This is a genomic window from Klebsiella grimontii, assembly GCF_900200035.1.
Taxonomy (GTDB): domain Bacteria; phylum Pseudomonadota; class Gammaproteobacteria; order Enterobacterales; family Enterobacteriaceae; genus Klebsiella; species Klebsiella grimontii.
Genome location: NZ_FZTC01000002.1, coordinates 16901 through 35337 on the forward strand (window position 1 = coordinate 16901; position 18437 = coordinate 35337).

The 18437-nt window shown below is 44.2% G+C and carries 16 protein-coding genes; 8 read left to right on the plus strand and 8 right to left on the minus strand.

Features of this window, described 5'->3' with window-relative positions:
* Positions 1-299 precede the first annotated feature (299 nt).
* Positions 300-2099 (minus strand): ATP-dependent helicase, encoded by a 1800-nt coding sequence (locus tag KOSB73_RS00645; protein WP_064371185.1) that lies wholly within the window; start codon positions 2097-2099, stop codon positions 300-302.
* Between the two features lie 291 nt (positions 2100-2390).
* Between KOSB73_RS00645 and KOSB73_RS00650 the strand changes: the two genes are divergently transcribed.
* Together KOSB73_RS00650 and KOSB73_RS00655 are read left to right on the plus strand one after the other, a co-directional pair.
* Positions 2391-2639, plus strand: coding sequence for a type II toxin-antitoxin system Phd/YefM family antitoxin (locus KOSB73_RS00650; protein ID WP_004181777.1), 249 nt, complete (start codon positions 2391-2393; stop codon positions 2637-2639).
* The gene (locus tag KOSB73_RS00655; protein WP_004181778.1) at positions 2629-2913 is read left to right on the plus strand and encodes a type II toxin-antitoxin system RelE family toxin; all 285 of its coding nucleotides are present in this window, start codon (positions 2629-2631) and stop codon (positions 2911-2913) included. Before KOSB73_RS00650 ends, KOSB73_RS00655 begins: the two co-directional genes overlap by 11 nt.
* Positions 2914-2933: 20 nt before the next feature.
* On the opposite strand, the gene KOSB73_RS00660 is transcribed toward KOSB73_RS00655, so the two are convergent.
* A complete protein-coding gene (locus tag KOSB73_RS00660) occupies positions 2934-3305 on the minus strand; it encodes a type II toxin-antitoxin system PrlF family antitoxin (RefSeq protein WP_223884736.1) in 372 nt (123 codons plus the stop codon).
* A gap of 126 nt (positions 3306-3431) precedes the next feature.
* Between KOSB73_RS00660 and KOSB73_RS00665 the strand changes: the two genes are divergently transcribed.
* The 4 genes from KOSB73_RS00665 (at position 3432) to KOSB73_RS00680 (ending at position 5091) form a co-directional block, all read left to right on the plus strand.
* On the plus strand, positions 3432-3602 hold the full coding sequence (locus KOSB73_RS00665; protein WP_375339640.1) for a type II toxin-antitoxin system HicA family toxin: 171 nt from the start codon (positions 3432-3434) through the stop codon (positions 3600-3602).
* 43 nt (positions 3603-3645) lie between these two features.
* Positions 3646-4077 (plus strand): type II toxin-antitoxin system HicB family antitoxin, encoded by a 432-nt coding sequence (locus tag KOSB73_RS00670; protein ID WP_044349313.1) that lies wholly within the window; start codon positions 3646-3648, stop codon positions 4075-4077.
* A 4-nt stretch (positions 4078-4081) separates the two neighbouring features.
* Positions 4082-4369, plus strand: coding sequence for a helix-turn-helix domain-containing protein (locus tag KOSB73_RS00675; RefSeq protein ID WP_044349311.1), 288 nt, complete (start codon positions 4082-4084; stop codon positions 4367-4369).
* Positions 4370-4794: 425 nt separating this feature from the next.
* Positions 4795-5091, plus strand: a complete 297-nt coding sequence (locus KOSB73_RS00680; protein WP_065954414.1) for a hypothetical protein — start codon at positions 4795-4797, stop codon at positions 5089-5091.
* 33 nt (positions 5092-5124) lie between these two features.
* Here the strand turns inward: KOSB73_RS00680 and KOSB73_RS00685 are convergent, their stop codons facing one another.
* Positions 5125-9069: a conjugal transfer protein TraG N-terminal domain-containing protein gene (locus KOSB73_RS00685; RefSeq protein ID WP_098140158.1), complete on the minus strand. Its 3945-nt coding sequence runs from the start codon at positions 9067-9069 to the stop codon at positions 5125-5127.
* Between the two features lie 508 nt (positions 9070-9577).
* Between KOSB73_RS00685 and KOSB73_RS00690 the strand changes: the two genes are divergently transcribed.
* Positions 9578-10429, plus strand: a complete 852-nt coding sequence (locus KOSB73_RS00690) for a hypothetical protein (protein WP_065954412.1) — start codon at positions 9578-9580, stop codon at positions 10427-10429.
* Between the two features lie 71 nt (positions 10430-10500).
* On the opposite strand, the gene traN is transcribed toward KOSB73_RS00690, so the two are convergent.
* The 5 genes from traN to tnpA form a co-directional block, all read right to left on the minus strand.
* Complete coding sequence (gene traN / locus KOSB73_RS00695) at positions 10501-13677, minus strand: conjugal transfer protein TraN (RefSeq protein WP_065954411.1); 3177 nt, start codon at positions 13675-13677, stop codon at positions 10501-10503.
* Positions 13678-13691: 14 nt separating this feature from the next.
* Positions 13692-14729 (minus strand): IncHI-type conjugal transfer protein TrhU, encoded by a 1038-nt coding sequence (trhU, locus tag KOSB73_RS00700; protein WP_009652382.1) that lies wholly within the window; start codon positions 14727-14729, stop codon positions 13692-13694.
* Positions 14726-16087, minus strand: a complete 1362-nt coding sequence (locus KOSB73_RS00705) for a TrbC family F-type conjugative pilus assembly protein (RefSeq protein ID WP_065954410.1) — start codon at positions 16085-16087, stop codon at positions 14726-14728. The genes trhU and KOSB73_RS00705 overlap by 4 nt, the downstream gene beginning before the upstream one ends.
* On the minus strand, positions 16074-16598 hold the full coding sequence (gene lepB / locus KOSB73_RS00710; RefSeq protein ID WP_065954409.1) for a signal peptidase I: 525 nt from the start codon (positions 16596-16598) through the stop codon (positions 16074-16076). The genes KOSB73_RS00705 and lepB overlap by 14 nt, the downstream gene beginning before the upstream one ends.
* A gap of 160 nt (positions 16599-16758) precedes the next feature.
* Positions 16759-17184, minus strand: a complete 426-nt coding sequence (tnpA, locus tag KOSB73_RS00715) for an IS200/IS605 family transposase (protein ID WP_065954408.1) — start codon at positions 17182-17184, stop codon at positions 16759-16761.
* 57 nt (positions 17185-17241) lie between these two features.
* Between tnpA and KOSB73_RS00720 the strand changes: the two genes are divergently transcribed.
* Positions 17242-18429, plus strand: coding sequence for an RNA-guided endonuclease TnpB family protein (locus KOSB73_RS00720; protein ID WP_098140159.1), 1188 nt, complete (start codon positions 17242-17244; stop codon positions 18427-18429).
* Positions 18430-18437: the final 8 nt, after the last annotated feature.

Sequence of the window (18437 nt, forward strand, 5' to 3'; positions counted from 1 at the left end):
ACTAAAACCATATATTCAGTTTTAGTTGAAATGGCATATGCCGTCATTTATCACCCGGAAGTAACAAACCGCCTGAATTTATACTTTTCTGGCATTAAGAAGTCCGTAGAAAGTTACTTTTTAAAAGTAAATCAGCTACGAGTTGTGGAAATGCAGACGTGAGTAATCGCACCAGCGCCACTCTATTTAGAAGAGGCTCTGGTGTCGCAACTCAAAAATGAGCTATCCATTTATGGATATCTTAGAAGGGGTATAGGTATTAAAACTAACTATTGATAAATTTATACATCAACAATCTTTCATTGTAAACAGAAATCTTCTTCCCCATCCACCACGGCATATTCCTCTGATAACTCAACTACTTTAGGAAACGATTCAGTTATAAACTCAGATGGTGTTCCATGCCATGTTATGTAAAGTTCCAACTCGGCGCGTGTCATCCCTACAAAAAATAATCGACGCTCCTCCTCAATACCATCATCCTCAATGGCTTTTGGTGATGGTATTTGGTCATTGTTGCAATTTATAATTATTACTTTTTTCCATTCCAAGCCCTTTGAGCCATGTAATGTGCAAAGACATATTCCACTCTGCTCAGTATCAGTTGACTCTTTTTTGCTCCCCATCGTCATGCCAGCAGCAATATTAAGCATTTTCAGCCATCCATCTTTGATTGCCCATCGATAGCATGACATTAACGATATCCGGGTAACTGATGGATCACCTTTTGTATTGAACATTTTGTATCCGGCCATTTCTAACCATTCTTTGATTTTTTTGAACCGGTTTTCTATCTCTTCCTTACTTTGCGTGTCTGTCAACATCAGGGTCATATGCTTATGCAGCATTTTAGTGAGCACAGAAGAATCATTGGGTAAGTCCGTTTGCTGAAAAGTAACTTTTCTGGCACTCATCTGTTTCCATAACACATCAAGGATTTGCTCATCTTCATTTAGAAACGAAAGCACGCGTTTCATCAGACCTACGTTACCAGGTTGCCTGAAGTAGGTGAACAGGTGAAGGATATTACTGGGCTCCAGCCCTTCCCAGAAGGATTTCCCCCCTATCCTTGCAACCGGTACTTCAAGATAACTTTCCATTTTGTCGAGTGTCGTGTTGTTTCGGCTTAAAATCGCCCAGTCATGAGGGTTTTTCTCCACCAGCTCCTTGATCACATCAAATTGGTCGTCAGCGTTATCCGATCTTATAAAAGTTACTTTTCCTTTATCCCCCTTTCTGCCTGACACGAGACTCTTTTCATAGCGGGCTTTGTTCTTCCTGATCACAGTATCAGCAAATTTTAGGATCAACGGTGCGCACCTGAAACATTTGGTCAGGTGAAAAACGTTTGGGTTATACGCTTTATCAAATTGACGAAAGATCTTCACTCCACCTGCATCTCTGAAACTGTATATTGTCTGGTCATCATCGCCAACTATGGTGGTATTGATCCCTCTTTTGGCGTGTTCTGAAATCCATGTGAATTGAATTCCATCGGTATCCTGTACTTCGTCTACAATCAGATGAGTGATCCCTAATGGCCTCATTTTATCTGTACTTAGCATGCCAACAACATATTTTGATAACGAGTTGAAATCTGCAACATTATCTTTTTTACAAAAATTCATGTACTCGTTGTAAAATGCTATTTGGTCACGTGTATATTTTATCTTAATAATATCAGGATTGAGCTCACGGCCAATCCCGTCAATAAATGGCATTATGTCGTTCACACTTTCATGGTAGTTAAGATGTTTTTGTACGCGGGATACCATCGCCATTTGTTTGTGTCCGATTAGAAGCCCTCCTTTCCAACCGGTCTGGTTTACCATTTTTTTTATAAAACCATGAAAAGTATCGACCTCTATACGGTTAATAAACCTCGGCTCTATCATTTTCTGCAGGCTATTTTTTAAAGAGTCTGTGGCCGCTCGGGTAAAGGTCACAAGGGATACCCTGGCCAAAGGATGACGTTGAAAAATGGCTTTTGTCCCCTCCTTCATAGTGAAAGATTTGCCACTCCCAGGACAAGCAATCACCATCGTGTTTTTATCCATATTCCGTATAACACGTTCTTGTTCTTCAGTACTTGATGACATCTTAACTCCCTCATGTTTCTGCATAAATCATGGCACATTGAGGAAAGTATTTTTTGAAATAGAGGCTGTTTTTCGTTTTTTCTTCATTATTTTGTATCATTGACTGCTCCCGCCCAGAATGTACTGCACCTTTACTCAGTTGGAGTCCAACTTTTGGGATGCAGTTCAAAACAGGGCGAGGATTCCAACCCGCACGGGACGAGGTTTCTAGGGAGCTTAACTGATAAAAAGCACCTTTAAAAGCACTCTTAAGCGTGCTATTATTGAGGCTCTGAATAGGAGAGTTTTTTTATGGCATTTCAGGTACTAACCACTACTGCAGCAAGCATCACAGAGCTTAAACGTGATCCTATGGGTACTTTCAATGCAGGAGAAGGTGCCCCGGTAGCCATACTCAATCGCAACGAACCCGCTTTTTACTGTGTACCGCCTGCTCTGTATGCTCAACTGATGGAGCTTCTTGAAGATCAGGAGTTGGGTCGTATTGCTGATGAGCGAATTGGTGAGGCTGTAATCGAGGTCAGTCTAGATGACCTATAAGCTGGCCTTTAATGAATCAGCTCTGAAAGAATGGAAAAAATTGGGCCATACCATTAGGGAACAATTCAAAAAGAAGCTCGCTGAGCGCCTGTTGAACCCACGGGTGCCCGCATCGCAACTCCATGGACGCAAAGACCAGTACAAAATAAAGCTCCGTGGCGCAGGCTACCGACTGGTTTACAGTGTCAACGATGATGTTGTGACGGTCACCGTAATTGGCGTCGGTAAACGTGAGAATGATGATATTTACAATTTGACCAAACACAGAAATTAAGAGCGCATTCGTTCAGGTCTTTAGTTATCGGTAATCAGTGCGTCCAAATCGACTTCAACCCCAGCAGTTAATGCTTTGATACCTTCCCAGAATACGACCGGCACAGGTGCTATGTTCTGCGGGTTTTTCTTCATGTCATCTTCAATAAAGTCCAGAAACTTCGATACAACCGGGTCGTTCTGTTTCCCTTCCTGTCTGGACATGATGACCTTACCACCAGCAAGCAAGGTGTAGTTGATGTACTCACCGGGCTTGAGATGTAAAGCATCGCGTATTACTGCTGGAATTTCAGAGTCAGTCAACGCCTGATTGATCTTTAAAGCCCTGCGGGCTTTTCGCCTTATATCCCCGCCCGAACTGGGCGAGGGTTTACGGCGTTTTTCGCTAAACACATCCAGTCTTTTTATACACATAAATGTTATTTTTAATTTCTTTTTTGTTGTATTTTATCTCTGGTGTGTTATTATTCTTCCTGCCCATGAAGGATAAATTGCATAAGGAAACTTGTGAAATATTCAGTGTTCAGACGCTGGCTAATCCAGCAGGGGGCAGAGTTCAAGAAGGCACCTGGAGGCGGTAGCCACCAAAAAGTTAGCTTGAACGGGAAGCGGTCTGTATTTCCAGATCACGGTTCAAAGGAAATGCCCGAACCGCTACGTAAGAAAATATTGAAGGACCTCGGGCTTTAAGCCCCAGCCTTTTTCAGCAAAAACGCCCTATTGGAGCTTCTCTATGTTTAACTATCCGGTAAAACTGGAACGCGACGAAAGCACCGGCGCGTATATCGTATCATGCCGAGATCTGCCCCTGTTTAATTCTGTGGGCGATACTGTAGAAGAGGCGCTGCTTGAAGCCAGCTTCGGTCTGGTGGCAGCTGTAGCTATTGAGATAGAAGAGCGACGCCCCGTTCCTGTTGGAAGCAAGCCTCTGGAAAATGAATATGTGGTCTCGCTACCCGTCTTGCCTGCAATGAAGGCGGCATTACACAATGCAATGATCGAGACAGGAACACGCAAAGCAGAGCTGGCCCGTAAGCTTGGGAAAAATGGAACTCAAATCGACAGGCTGCTCGATGTCGAGCACTCGTCCAAAGTGGAAACTATTGAGCTGGCATTACATCAATTAAATAAAAGCGTTGGTGTGTCAGTCACTTCTATGCGGTAAAAAAATGAAAGTAGAAGGCATCCCATTTAACCAGGTCAAAGAAAGTCTGCTCAACACCCCGGAGGCAATCCGGGCTTACCAGGAAGCAGATAAAGAGCTGGCACTGGTCGAAATGCTGTACGACATGCGAGAAAAGGCTGGGTTAAGCAAATCTGCCCTAGCGGAACGGATGGGGATCACTCCATCTGCTATTAGCCGCCTCGAGGGGAACCCTTTGGGGGCCAGCATGAAGACACTGAGCAAATACGCGCAAGCATGCGGCGCTGAAATTAACATCCAGGCCGTGTACTGAACTTGATATCCTTCCCACAAGCGGGGTTATTGATAACTGTCGTTTCAGCAAAAAGTAACTTTTTTCACTTTGCCCCTCAGTACAAATTAGAGGCTTGGTTCGGCGAGTCGATCGCCTATAATCAACAAGTCGGTGGTCAATCAACTTGTACCGAAAGTATGTCCCCCGGTCGCGGGGGTTATCGGAGCAATGCATTCAGTAAAACAGGTGGGTAGGCGTTTGTCCCCCGGTCGCGGGGGTTATCGCATTTGAGATGCTTGCTGGATATCACCCAGATGATTGTCCCCCGTATGCGGGGGTTATCGCTTAAGGCTTTTTCAGCAAAAAGTAACTTTCCCAACTGGACATCAGCTCAAATTAGGGGGTTGGTGCAGCGCTCAAATAGTTTATAATCTATTCAATGATGACGAATTGAGGATGCAACCATGAATGCTGATTTTGTTGCTGATTACCTTGCCGACTACAAGTATCTGTTTTATTTTTTCTGTCTGGCAATTCTCGTCTACCGCTTCATCACGGTTGGGCGTAAGTACCCGCTATTTCGGAGTCAAAAAGTCAAAGATAGCTCTGTGAACCACACTTCGAAATTTAGTGGCAGTGGTCGCAAAATAAATGAGAATTTTTTAAAGGTACGAGAGTGGGATATATCTGATCCGCGTTCTCTCGAACATTTTTACTACGTCAAAGAAATAGACTCACATAGTTCTTCTGACGATAACTAAAATAAAAAGGCCAGCATTAGCTGGCCTTTTTGGTTAGGATTTCCGATGTTTATCAAGGAATTCTTTAGCCTTGTCAGACGACTCTCTTTCGCTTAGATTTCCAGACAGATTACCTACAAACCGGGGATAATCTGCTGCTGCTTCTGGCCCATATCTAGGATCTTCAGATAAACGGTGTTGCACATTGCTCATCATCTGTTGACTTTGATCGGACATTCTGGTGAATTTATCTTCCGTAATGCCTGGGGTATTTTGTGCACCAGCAATTGTCTGTTCCAGTTGAATGTTATTAGTCATATTGCCGATGAGTGTTCCTTGAGAAGACCCACCACTAATTTCCATGGAATTAGCAACATGACGATCCGAACCTGCACCTGTAAAGATTCGCTGCGCAAGTGGGGAATTATCGACCGCCTTCTCAGCCGCCGCTCCTATTTTGTTCATTATTCCTGGCGCATGCCCATTGTTATCGCGTATGCCTTCACCCAAATGATAATCAGCTGTACCGGTGGCCGGACGCGCACCTGTCGTTCCCGAGCCACTGACAACGGATTTAACGACATCTGATAGCCCATTTTCAAATCCATTGTTTTTTCCGTCTGCGCCTAATCGAGCAACACGAGAAACATCCGATGTTGTCAGATTACCACCGGTTACATTGTTATATGAATTGCGGTAAGCTTCACTCTGGGCGAGGCTTTTTTCCCTGGCCTCACCAGTCTGATGTCGGGCATTTTCGCTGTGTAATGCCGCCTGGGTTAACGTTTCTTTAGCATCCGCTGTTTTATCTCCAGATGGACGGAATGATTCAGCATTTTTTGGTGGTTCTCTTGATTGCATATTACTCATGGTTTGCTGTGTTGCTGCATCGTAATCTACTGACTCTGCATCACCCAGTATTGCAGACTGAACGCCACCGGCGATTTTTACCGGCAGGGAGTCTTTATCAGCTGCCTGCAGAGCTTTTCCCAGTGTTTCTTTTTGGTTGCTCTCTGGTAATTTCTCCCGGACATTTTGAAGAGCTTCTCTCTGACTCGTAGAAAGGATCCTGCCCTCATTCTCACCAGACCGATTAGCGACAAACTGTTTAGCATCATCTTCTTTGAGGGATTGTGCTGACATTCCCCCGATGGTTGTTCCAGGCTGTGTTTTCGCTGCTTCCCGGCGTTCGCCCAGTCCACCTGTAACCTGACCACGCTGGCTATTGAAGTTGCCAGAAATGTCGCCTGTGCCAGGTACAGCAGAAGTATCAGGGGCTTTCTGTGTTTGTTCCTGATGGCTGGCATAATTGCCACCGCTACCGAGACCAACGAACTGATCCAGTTTTTCCGCTGCTGGCGCAAGGATCCCGGCGTTAGCACCCATCATACTGATCGCATTTTTAAACATTTTCGATGTTTGTTGAATGTCTCCCAGATTCTGCGCTACCGTTTCACCGGAGCCCATCCTGGTTAACTCATCTGCTTTGTTAAACATCTGTTTAACAAATGCATCATTACCATTTTTCGTGTCTCCCAGTGTATTGCTACCGTTCAACGTATCTTTCATGGATTTCCATTCTGCAACAGCAGCTTCGCGGTTCCCGCCAAGTGACGACCAGAAATCTCCGACAGATTTTTCAGTGGCCGGTTTGCTCATCGTGTCTGACAGCACTCCTCCGTCAATGTTGAGGCTGTTACTCATGGAAAGTTGGGAAGCCTGGCCTCCAGTTTTACTAAATCCATTAGTTTCGGAATTACTGATGGACTGGGCATGTTGTTGCATCTGCTGTGCTACTTTTTGATAACTGTCTGAATCAGTGAATCCGTTTTGGATGCTGTTTGATTCAAATTTAGCGATATCTTTGGCAAACGAACTTCCATCTTTCAATACGTTATTGAGACTGTCGGTAAATGCCTTTTTTTGGCTATCGGTTAAAGAGGAATCGTTATTAATTCGAGTTTGTATATACCCCCTCAAACCGCCCCCCATTTCTATAGCTTGCCCTGCATCCTGAGGGGCATTTTTCCCTCCCCCATTTCCACCTCCTCCGCCTTTAGCCAAACCAAGAGCAAAGTCTACAGCACCACCAAAAGCTGCCGCGAACCCTTTTGTCTGCTTGGCATCCGTGGATAAGCCTGCTTCAGAGCCTACGCCACTACTGATGGCTGCCCCTATATCCTGCATTAATTTCATTCCTCCCTGTGTTGTGCTCGAACCAGTCTGGGTCCGACTGCCCTGAGAGGAGTTGGACCAGGCTTCATTTACAATTTGAGAGGCGGTCCTGGTTGATTGCCTTGTAGTCCCTATGCTGTTCTGACCTGCTGCAGATACAGTATCTTGAAGAGCTGACCCGAGGCCAAGGGTAGGCATCATCCTGGTTGGTGAATTGAGAAGCCCTCCTGACGACATGCCACCACCGGTTGAAGTGGCTGCTGTGTGTGTCTGGTCACCAAAGGACTGTTTACCCGCACTCCCCGCTGACCAAACCTCTGGTGTGACGTGGCCGGTATTGCTTGGGGCATCTGGTGTGACATTTTTCAACGCCCCCATCATCGGGTGAATGCTGGTGGTCAACAGGAACAGAGTCAGCATCGGTACCATGCAATACAGAGCTGAGGCCACAGACAGGTAGCTGCCGTACGTCTCCTGAATGCTCCCCATATTTGCCCAGTTCATCGTTGTCTGTGCTCCCAGCGACGTCCATGTATCAAACTGTTGATTCAGTACCATCTTCACGTATGCGTTTACCATGACTGCCGTTATCGGCCACATGTTAACGAATACAATTAGCTGCAGATACTTAGCGGCTGAAGCGATACCTTCCCCCCCTAAAAACAGGATCGCAATCAGGGCAAAAGGGGCGACCATGTAGCTGAACATTTCCAGGAACGATATTGCAGCGCCTGAAATGTTGAGCCAGAGCTGCCCTTGACTAACCATTGCATTCGTTCTTTTCATGCTCGCTTCGAAGAGCTGATAGTCTGCCGCTATACCTAGCGCCTTCCTGTACTGGAGAACGCCTTTGTCGACCTGATTCAGAACGAATGCAGCTGTTGTGATATTGTGAGCCTGACCAGCGCTTCCAAAAAGCGTGGTGGCCGCACCGCCGATAAAGTCAGTTTGTTGGCCGTTATCCTCTTGTTGCGGCGCAATAAACTGATTCATCTGCCCAAGATTTCTCATAATTGAAGCGCCTTGAGGCGAGGCGAATGCAGCTTTTACCGCCGCCCATGCATCCGTACACGACGCATACTGCAGTCCGGTAGATGTCACCATGGGGACGCTGGCCGTCTTCAGGCTGTTAGCCGTCATTGAGTCCATAACATTTATTACTGATCCAAGGTCAGTGGCATAGATTTCATTCAACGCAACACCTCTGAGTGCTGTCTGAACCTCTGAATCCTGGGTCGTTTTTATACAGTCTCGGGCAATAGACTGAATGATTCTGCACACATCGAATGTCACGGGTTTTTCACTTCCGCTCATCGTATTCGGGAATGCCTGACAGAACCCGCTCGACTCCCCGCCCCACTCCATATATTTGACCATTTTGGTCATGGGACCCAGTGTCAGGCTGTCATCCAGCGTATCACTGACCTGTCCTACCGGGGTGAGCGGGTCAAACGCTGCCCGCCAGTCTGTAATAAGTCCATGTAATAACCCGGTAGTGAGCTCTCCCGAGGCAGCAATAAACAGCGGGACATCATCGATATTTCTGACCTCGCCTGTTTTCACCGACTCCAGCGTGACATCGGCTTTAATGACGGCAATTGAATAGAACAACAGCCCCATTATCCATGAGAATATTGGGACATCTGTTTTATTCGGTGCTAGTACCCACTTCATCGATTTATAGAAGAGTCCAATAGCGGCAGCATAAGCCGCAAATTTGATCCATTCATTTGAGCCGTGGCTGGAAAAAATCAGTGCGATCCCATTAAAAGCTGTATAGACGAAATCGGTCTCACCAATAGTATAGATAGTGAAGTTGCTCATTTAACCTCCCCGCCACTGTATCGAGGGAAACTGACAGCCTTAAGATACATGGAATCCTTGGCGAGAACGATGTCAGTTGTTGAGTGCGACAGTTGCATTGAAACGACTCCTGGTATAACGACTGAGAAAAGTAACTTTTCTCGGAAAGTTACTTTTTTGTGGTTACTCATAGTAGGTTTTGAGGCATTGTGTAAAACACTTATGCCACTTAGTAGAGGGTTCACATTTTTCGCGTCATACAAACATTTAACGACACTGAGTCTCTTACTATGTCTTCTCATCTTTTCTACTCCCCTGATGCCAATCTATAGATTTTCACATAGAAGAAATTTATTTTTACCTAATAAGAGGAGAGAAACTCAAAAAGTTAGATATTTTTTATGCTTGATTTTTTCAACTTTAACGAGCGTTTTTGATTTTGGTTGCTCTGTAGTCCAGCCAAAAAATAGTATCTTGCACGAGCAAGATTCTATGGAATAATGATGAAAACAACCACTGGGACATTTCAATGAAAAAAACATTAATAGCTATCCTCACCTGCACTTTTCTGGCCGGTTGCGCCTCTCAACCAACGAGTCCAGATAACCGTATGTTTACAAAAGAACATGGTGTTTATTGGCATGCTGATTCTCAAAAATCCATGGCAGTAAACGCGTATTCGTTGGCTGGGGTTCAGGTAAACGTCGAAGAAGCTGAGAATGCTTCTGGAGGTGTCGATGAAGGGCTTGCCTCTAAAATGCTTTTGAATACGGCGACAGGAGCTATCACCGGCGGACTCAAAGCTGGTATTGGGATGTTTACTGCTTCTTTTTATTCTGAAGCTGATGCTGAGTATCTTCAGGTACCTCAGTTTGTTGTTTTTGTCGAAAATCCTCACAAACTTCCGATCGATGATATAACACTAGTTAAGTCTGGGGCATCAATCATTATAGAAGCTCTCAAAGATACTCCCAAATATAATAATTCTACTTATGAAAATCAGAAAATCGCGCTCTCTCAATGTATCATAAATAAATCAGTCATAAATAATTGGGATACTTGTGATACACCTTCTGTTGTAAAAGGTGCAGGTGGTAGTGGCAAGGAATTTCTGACATTCCAAGCTATACGTCCTGCTACAGGAGATGAACTTCCAGCATTAAACCTGCCTAAGGGTAATTATTCAATAATTCGCTATATGGGGTTTGTTCCCAAAGACCTAGTCTTTGATACATCTTCTTTTCCTGGTTTTCGGTTGATGCCACAAGATTCTCGTACGTCTCCAGGTTTTGCGAGCGTCACGATCAATGGAAAAGAATACTATTTCATTAAAGGTGCTGCTGGTAAAAAAGGTTTCCCTCTAAAAAAACGAGTAGATTAAAATATAACATCACAAAGCCAAGTATTACCTTTTCAGTGATAAAGAAAACCGGGTTCCCCCGGCTTTCTTTATTAATTTAATACAGCTCCGGTTATAGGGTCAGTGTAAACTGATCCTACTTCACAGATCGCAGGTCTTGGTAAATATGAACAATCTACATTTTCGGGTTTTAATGCCTGCGAATTTTCATCTCTCGCTTTAGTCATGTTGTACTCACCACCCATCGACTCTAATGCTCGTTCTGATGGTAACTGTGCATTGTCATTCTTATAAGGCCCCATATTAGCAACAGTACTTTCAGTAAATGTTGCATATTCATCTGGGACCTCCCCTGCTACAACGGCAGATTCAATATATTCAGTCATGTCTATTTTATCCCAGTCTAGTTGCTGAACCTGTGATATTGATAACCCTACACAACCACTTTCTACGGGATTAATACCTAATTGAGGGTAAGCTTGCTGCATTATAACCCTCGATAATAACGAGTTGTAACAACACATATCTGTAGCTTTTTTGATACATTTTTTTGTAAATCCGACGTTCAGATATTTAACACAACGTTCGGTATCAATTACAAAACATGCTCCTTGATTCTTGTGTATTGATGCTTCCATTTCCTTCTGATCGCATGCCAGCAGCATTTCTAGAAGCATTTTTGTTATTTGATATGCTGTATAAATCCAACCAATAACATTCAATGCCAACATGAAGTTGGTGACAGCTGATGAAAATACAGCCTGCCCGCCTGTTTCAGCTGCATTTTTGAAAACAAAATCTCTGATTTGATCTGGTAACATGTCGTAAGCTTTATTCATTAACTGCTGTTTAATTGCAGCGAGTCCTCCAGTCTGTAACCCGTCTTTGGTAAGCTCAGTTGCGGCTGCGGAACCACCCCCCTCTACTGTGGTAGATCCAATCAGTTTAGAAACGTTGCCTGTAACTGACTCATACACTGACGTCAGGGGTTCGGTCACTCGTTGCCACATTTGACCCACACTTGACGATACTCCGGACGTCCATTGCCCTACTGAATTAGTCATAGAGGCCCAGGTACCGGATTCGCCTCCAGTCCAGGTCGTCAACTTAGCTGAGATTTTACTCCAGTTTGTATTTCTCAACATGGTACCTGCCAGGATAATGGCTTCAAGCTTACCAGCTGCTCCTTCAGGAGCTTCGCAGCAGTCAGTTTTTGCGAGTCCATTAACAAAACCTACAGAGCGACCGCACCATTGCTTCTCACCAGAAAAAACAATGCAGGAGTTTGAATCATTTGGGTCGCTGCACATTGCGTCACCCTGCATATTCTGGACCATGCTTGTGTAGGCAACAACTTTTCCAAAATCTTTATTTTCCTCATTTGCACCAGTATTACACGTACCACCAGAACATGGGATCATACCTATGCAAGTATTAGACTCATTAGTAATAGTAACGGTTCTTGTTGTGCCTTCATCGCAAGTCCATTTTTGTTCATACATATAGCATTGATTCGTGCCTTCATCGAACCATCCTTCTGCACACGATTGTTTTGACATCGAACACGACGAGTTTGTGGAGTATTTGGAGCATGCATCTGGCATGGTCTTTATATCATCGTAGTTGTAACAGGCATCATTCCCATCAGCATCTTTCAAGATATTACCTGATGCGTCATACTGACATAATTTTTCTTTTCCTAGTGGGTCACAGAAATAACCTTCTAGGTTTGTTTTCCAGGTTATATTATTTGTGTCTCCGTCATAAAGAGGTGACGCATATTGCAGAATAGACTGTGGTAGTCGTTTTGTTCCAACATCCAAATCGTTAAATCTATCAAAGCGACAAAATGAGTCTGTTTTTTTTACAGCTTCATAGCACCCTGCTGGTTCTTGTATGTGTTTGTCTTCAAGTTTAATATTTTCAAATATCAATTCTACTTCAAAATACCCTTCGCCTTTACCACCTACCCATACAGTGGATGACATTTCAACTTCATTGTCTGACTCATCGTATACTGATTTTTTGACTTGTTCAGTAACATCAATAGGCTCTTGTAGTTTATTTGATGTTTTTCTCTCAAGACCATTTCTTGGCGAACCATAACCCGGATCACGATATTCACCATCTATATGTGCGAAAATTTGGGTGTTATCTATTTTGACCTGCATGTGATCATCCCATTCTGCAGAAACTATTTTGGCAGATTTAATGACAGCATCCTGGTGAAAATGAAGTGACATACTATTTTCATGCACGCCCTCATCAAAATAGTCATCACCATGTCGTCCGAACCAGACTCTTATACAATTGTCACCACATACGCTTAGGTCGCCATTTCCTCCTGAAATGTATACAGGAACACTAAATTCACGAGTTATCGTACAACTGCTGTAATTATCCTTTTTAGGTGCATTACAGTAATACTCCTTATAATCTGGAGTGTGTTTGTCAATTGTTGAAGTAGTTGTCTGCGTTGAGCAATTCTGTAGCCACTGCCCTGTTCCGGCTGCTGCATTGGCAATCTCGCTTCTTCCACTCGTGAACATAGGGTCATTTGGTGAAATATTAGGTATAGGATTCGACTTGGTAGCAGACACCAGCGACCGGTAGGCCTGGCCGTCATAGCTGTTTGCTGTAAAAAGCTGACTTTTCCTGTTTTTAATATCCTCTACAAACCCCTTCTCATCCCCATAACTGTCATCTGCATTAAACTGAACATCAGCATTATTTTGCTCTGAACTGTACATTTCAGCCGTATTGGTGCCCGTTATTCTGCCACCAGCATTAGGGTTAGGTTTAATTGATATACTTCCATCTTCATTCCGGGAAAGTAACTTTCCTCCATTTTCAGTTCCATTAATTGTTATGTTATTCCCACTCATCTTTGGAAGTGAAACTGTTCCTGCTATATCAGCTCCGTCTGTTTTTGCAAAGTTTAATACATCCTCATTAGAAAACTGCTTACCACTGTACTTACTCATATCAACACTTGAAGAGCCAGTGTTGTCGTATGAATTCAGTTTCTCAGTGTATGAACCACCTTCACTACTCTTATATTTTTCCAGAATATCATCTGTCGTAACCGTTGCGGTTCTGTTTGCAGCGGGGTTACTTAGGTCAAAGGTATTTTCAAGACTCTCATATATTTCGTTTGCGGCATAAACCCTTGGGGTCAATACCATGTTTATCAGGGTGACATAATATGCCCAACTCAGTGTGTTAGTTATTATGGATACGGATAAAATCAAAGAAATAATTTTTTTCATATGTTTTACCGTTATCAAGGGATATATCTAACGCAACAGTCATTATATCTCCACAGCATATATACGTAGTTATTAACACCTATTCGTTTACGCCCGCCTTTTCTAGTGGACCAGTCATGGACTGAATCACCTAATCGATGGCAACACTCAGGCCCTTCTGCTTCCGGAACGGGGTATAACATCGACAAACGATATTGCGATCTTGGCATGAAGTAACTAAATCCTCGCTCACACATCGCATCCTTACCCATCGTTTGCATCAGCATTCCTTGTCTGTGAAGCTTTGTTATCATTCGTTGTGTCAGCAAAGATGAAACTCTGACTGAATCGTCGTTCGCAAATACGTGGCCCGTTAACGGATATAGATTGCCATCGCATCCGGCGCAAAAGTGTGCACTCAAGTTATCTGCCCCTGCAGTCACTTTGACGCAGTCTGCTGCACACCACATAGAAGCAATAGGGTTTGCAAACACTACAGCCTCTGGATTCAGAACGAGCGTAAGAAGGTCATTTTCCCAAAGAGGGTCTACCTCACTTATATATGTCAGAGACGGATCAATGTATGGCTCGGCCGTACAATCCCCCATGATGAGAAGCTTTAGCATGACCAGTATCGGGAATTCCCATAAATGAACATCATAAAACCCCGCTTCGTTACCACCTTTCGGTTTATTGGTAGCGCCTTTGCCCATATCAAAACTCGATGCCTGCAGGCTTACACCTTCGAGAACTGGTGAACACCACGGGGACTGAACTACTTCAACCATTTTTACTGGTTGAAAGAACGAAAGCTGCCAGCCAACCTCAGGAACCCCGTTCTGGTCAGTACAGAAACAAACAGGTTCTGAAGGGGCGGCTCCTTCTGGTGCTTTACCTACTCCCATAATTCTCATAGGGAAAATACAGCTCCAGCAAATATTTTTGATCAACCCTTTCCATACGCCAGCTGATTGACAAATTCCACTACCGTTTTCAGCACCTATTGCCATACCAGGCAGCGCCAGGCTTAGCATAATTGCTGTGAACGCAGGTAAAAGTAACTTTTTAATCATTGCGCCACCTCTTTTTCTGATTGCTGATTAATTCGGGTGTACTCGCGCACATCAGCTTGGGCAAATTGCTGGACTTTGAAATATGTGTTTTCAACGGAAATAATTGATGGAGTGGCTTTGATTAGAAAACGGTTAATGATTTCGGGGTTGATTTTGTACATTTGTCCATAAAACTGTCCACGGAGCTCTTCCAAATGTTTCCAGCCATCTTCACGTTTGATTCGCGTAAAGACAGGCATGACCTTTCCTTCTCCAAAACGGTGCATAAACTGTATCTTCGCCCAGGTTAACTGCTCTGAATTCATTGGGTCGAAGATGATCATGGTAAGTTTCTGAGGTAATTGTGCTAGAGGGTTACCTCTTTGACCGGCAGCTGCCAGAAGATTTCCTTGATTATCTTTAATATCTTCATTTACCTGAATAGTTGGGTCGATATACCAGATTTTATTTTCGTCTGATACAGGAAGGGAGGCCATCCATTGATTTTGCCATGTCGATTTTAATGCATTCTTCTTGGCTGCTTCCCAGTCATATTTATTACTGCGCTCCTCCAGTTCCTGTATTATGCTCTTCTCTTTTACAGGGAATGTTTGGGCAGTCACCGGGAAGGATGTTTTTTCAGGGTTTTCTTCTATCTGTTTCATGAAGTACTTGATGTTAATCGACCCGCTGATCTTATAGGTCTTATCATCTTTTTTGTAAACCATAGTTGGTACTTCTTTAACGCTATACTGCGTAAAACTTTCCGGGTCGAGAGTGACTAAAGGTTCATTTTTTATTTTGGCATTCGCTATATAATTACGCAACACTATCTGCATCTGAATTAGGTTTTCAACACCATCCTTAAGTCCCCGAAACACAACGCGTGCATTATTTTCTGATGCCGTTTTAATCAGGTCAGTCAAAACATAATCTGGCATGCTGAATGATGCAAATATCGTCAAACCATTATCAGTTGATAGTTCTTCATTTTTATTGTTATCCAGTTTCCGTTCAAAGTCCTGTGCTGTAATTCCCGACTTCCCGAACATTTTTTCTATGCTTGATGACTGCGTTCTCATCGTTTCGTTTTTTGTCTGATTTATCTTTTCAGCATCCTCTGAAAACACTTCAGTGGGTTGGTTTTCCTTAATGTCCTTAGCTACTTCACTCATGGTGTTCGCTTCTCGTAGCTTACCTGTATGTTCAATTACAGCCCGGACGCTGTCAGATACAGAGCTTGGATTGTAACGAGGCGTGCCGACGATCGACTCCATACTTTGAGTTCCAGCTGGTTCAGCTGAGTCACTAGCATGTGTAAGAGGAGTTGTTAGCAGACAGCAAAAAAGTAACTTTTTGAGGCATTCAGAAGATGGCATATGCTTTTCCTGTGATTGTCGTTTCTGGTACTGTTCCCCAAAAACGGGAATCCCATGAGTAGTCGGTTTGTCCTACAACAAATATATGTCCGGCGGGAACCGTCACTTCACGGTTCAGAATCTCTGGTGCAATTTGGTATTTTTTGACAATGCGACTTCCATCCACCGGGAATACACGATCTCCGTTTTTAACGTATGTATCGGTAATCTGGATTTTGTCCCCCCCCTTACCGGCGACAATTTTTATTACTTTATCACCAGCCTTAATGAATCTCGCGTCTCTGTCCATTGTAAAGTTAATCATATCCCCTATTTCATATTGCTTATCGTGGTTGTCCACCATGTAATATTCTGCAGGGATGCAGCCATAGAGAAGGCCGTGGCCCAGAGTGAACCTGGAAAAAAATAAATGTATCAATAAGGAAATTATAACAAAGTGCAAAATAATTGATTTGTCGACTTTTAAAAAACCCCTTCGTTGCGGTGAAAGATACCTTAGAGACATCAACATAAAATGGGTCCTGAAAGATTATTTCAGTTCATTATGCCCCAATGGTGAGTATTTTTTCCCAGATAACAGGATGAATTTCATGATTTACATAAAAAAATAGCCCTGATTTAACAATTGCCCCGTAAACCCTCGCCCAATGCGGGCGGGGATATAAGGGGAGCTAATCTGGTGTTTTCTGCGAGGCTACATAAGCCTTCAATGTTTCGATTGTTGCGCCGCCAGCACTACAGGCGAAATAAGAGCGTGACCAGAGAACGCCTGTATTAGACTGTTTTCGCAGGTGAGTGTTTTGCTGGCGCACCATCCTGCTGCTGATTGATTTCAGGTTATTCACCAGCACGCTAACGGATAATTTCGGCGGGTACGCCACCAGGACGTGAACGTGATCTTCCTCTCCATTCACTTCCAGAATATCTATCTCCAGCCGTTCAGCTGCGTGCTGCATCGCTTCCTGTATCTGAACAATCATTGTGCCGTCTAACAGCTTGCGTCGGTACTTCGTGCAGAAAATCAGGTGAACAACAAGCTTCGTTACCGAATGACGGCGGCGAAGATAATCGCTAAATTTATTATCCTGCTCACTCATTTGAAAATATCTCTCTAGACACGTATGATATATGGATATTATCGCAGAGCACTCATTATGCATAGAGCGACAAAAGTACGCATTTACCCAACGCAAGAACAAACTGAATTGCTGGAAAAGCAATTCGGCGCGGTGCATTTTGCGTACAATAAAGCCCTGTATATTCGCTCTCACTGGTACAAAAAACATGGCGTATCGCTGAATAATGCAAAGCATATTCAGCCTCTGCTACCCATTGCCAAAAAGTCCCGCCGCTATAGCTGGCTCAAGGCAGCAGACTCCAACGCATTGCAGGTATCTTTGCAGAATCTGGATCGTGCATTCCAAAACTTCTTTGAGAAACGGGCGAAATATCCGAAGTTCAAACGCAAGCACGGACCGCAATCCTCCTATCATTGCAGTAGCCTGAAAATCACTGCCGACACAATCAAGATCCCGAAGATTTCCCCTATCCGGGCGAACATTCACCGGGAGATTGTCGGCAAGGTGAAAAGCATCACCATCAGCCGCGCACCGACTGGCAAATACTACGCCTCAATCCTTGCCGATGATGGACAGGAAGCGCCAGCGAAGCCGACCTACATAACCCAACTGACAGGCTATGACATTGGCCTGAAAGATTATCTGATACGCGATGACGGCAAAAAAACGCCTAACCCGCGTCACTTGGTCAATGCCTATCGCCGCTTACGTCGCGATAGCAAGGCGCTATCCCGTAAACAGAAGGGAAGCGCGAATCGTCGCAAGGCACGTATTCGCCTAGCAGCACAACACGATCGGGTAGCCAATGCCCGTAACGATTTTCAGCACAAACTTTCCAGAAATATTATCGTCGAAAATCAAGCGGTGATTGTGGAAACACTGAAAACGGCAAACATGATGAAAAACAAACGCCTTGCCCGTCATATCGGGGATGCCGCGTGGTCTGGTTTCGTGGCGAAACTGGCCTATAAAGCGGAGGCGTCCGGCGTCCACCTGGTCAAACTGGATCAGTGGTTCGCCAGTTCAAAAACATGCCATTGTTGCGGTCCCAAGATGGCAGAAATGCCACTGAAAGTACGTGAATGGCAATGCCCTGTCTGCCTGACTCACCATAATCGCGATATCAATGCGGCGATGAACATCAGGCTGAAGGGCATAACAGAACTAATGGCGGCGGGTCACGTCGTCAAAGCCCACGGAGGCCTGCGTAAGTCCGTTATAACAACGGTTGCGGCCTATGAAGTGGGAAGCCCCGCCCTTTAGGGCGGGGA

What these genes read in the sequence shown, in the direction of transcription:
- KOSB73_RS00645 (WP_064371185.1), bottom strand. Translation starts at nt 2,099, where the DNA reads ATGTCATCAAGTACTGAAGAACAAGAACGTGTTATACGGAATATGGAT.
- KOSB73_RS00650 (WP_004181777.1), top strand. Translation starts at nt 2,391, where the DNA reads ATGGCATTTCAGGTACTAACCACTACTGCAGCAAGCATCACAGAGCTT.
- KOSB73_RS00655 (WP_004181778.1), top strand. Translation starts at nt 2,629, where the DNA reads ATGACCTATAAGCTGGCCTTTAATGAATCAGCTCTGAAAGAATGGAAA.
- KOSB73_RS00670 (WP_044349313.1), top strand. Translation starts at nt 3,646, where the DNA reads ATGTTTAACTATCCGGTAAAACTGGAACGCGACGAAAGCACCGGCGCG.
- KOSB73_RS00675 (WP_044349311.1), top strand. Translation starts at nt 4,082, where the DNA reads ATGAAAGTAGAAGGCATCCCATTTAACCAGGTCAAAGAAAGTCTGCTC.
- KOSB73_RS00680 (WP_065954414.1), top strand. Translation starts at nt 4,795, where the DNA reads ATGAATGCTGATTTTGTTGCTGATTACCTTGCCGACTACAAGTATCTG.
- KOSB73_RS00685 (WP_098140158.1), bottom strand. Translation starts at nt 9,069, where the DNA reads ATGAGCAACTTCACTATCTATACTATTGGTGAGACCGATTTCGTCTAT.
- KOSB73_RS00690 (WP_065954412.1), top strand. Translation starts at nt 9,578, where the DNA reads ATGAAAAAAACATTAATAGCTATCCTCACCTGCACTTTTCTGGCCGGT.
- traN (WP_065954411.1), bottom strand. Translation starts at nt 13,677, where the DNA reads ATGAAAAAAATTATTTCTTTGATTTTATCCGTATCCATAATAACTAAC.
- trhU (WP_009652382.1), bottom strand. Translation starts at nt 14,729, where the DNA reads ATGATTAAAAAGTTACTTTTACCTGCGTTCACAGCAATTATGCTAAGC.
- KOSB73_RS00705 (WP_065954410.1), bottom strand. Translation starts at nt 16,087, where the DNA reads ATGCCATCTTCTGAATGCCTCAAAAAGTTACTTTTTTGCTGTCTGCTA.
- lepB (WP_065954409.1), bottom strand. Translation starts at nt 16,598, where the DNA reads ATGTTGATGTCTCTAAGGTATCTTTCACCGCAACGAAGGGGTTTTTTA.
- tnpA (WP_065954408.1), bottom strand. Translation starts at nt 17,184, where the DNA reads ATGAGTGAGCAGGATAATAAATTTAGCGATTATCTTCGCCGCCGTCAT.
- KOSB73_RS00720 (WP_098140159.1), top strand. Translation starts at nt 17,242, where the DNA reads ATGCATAGAGCGACAAAAGTACGCATTTACCCAACGCAAGAACAAACT.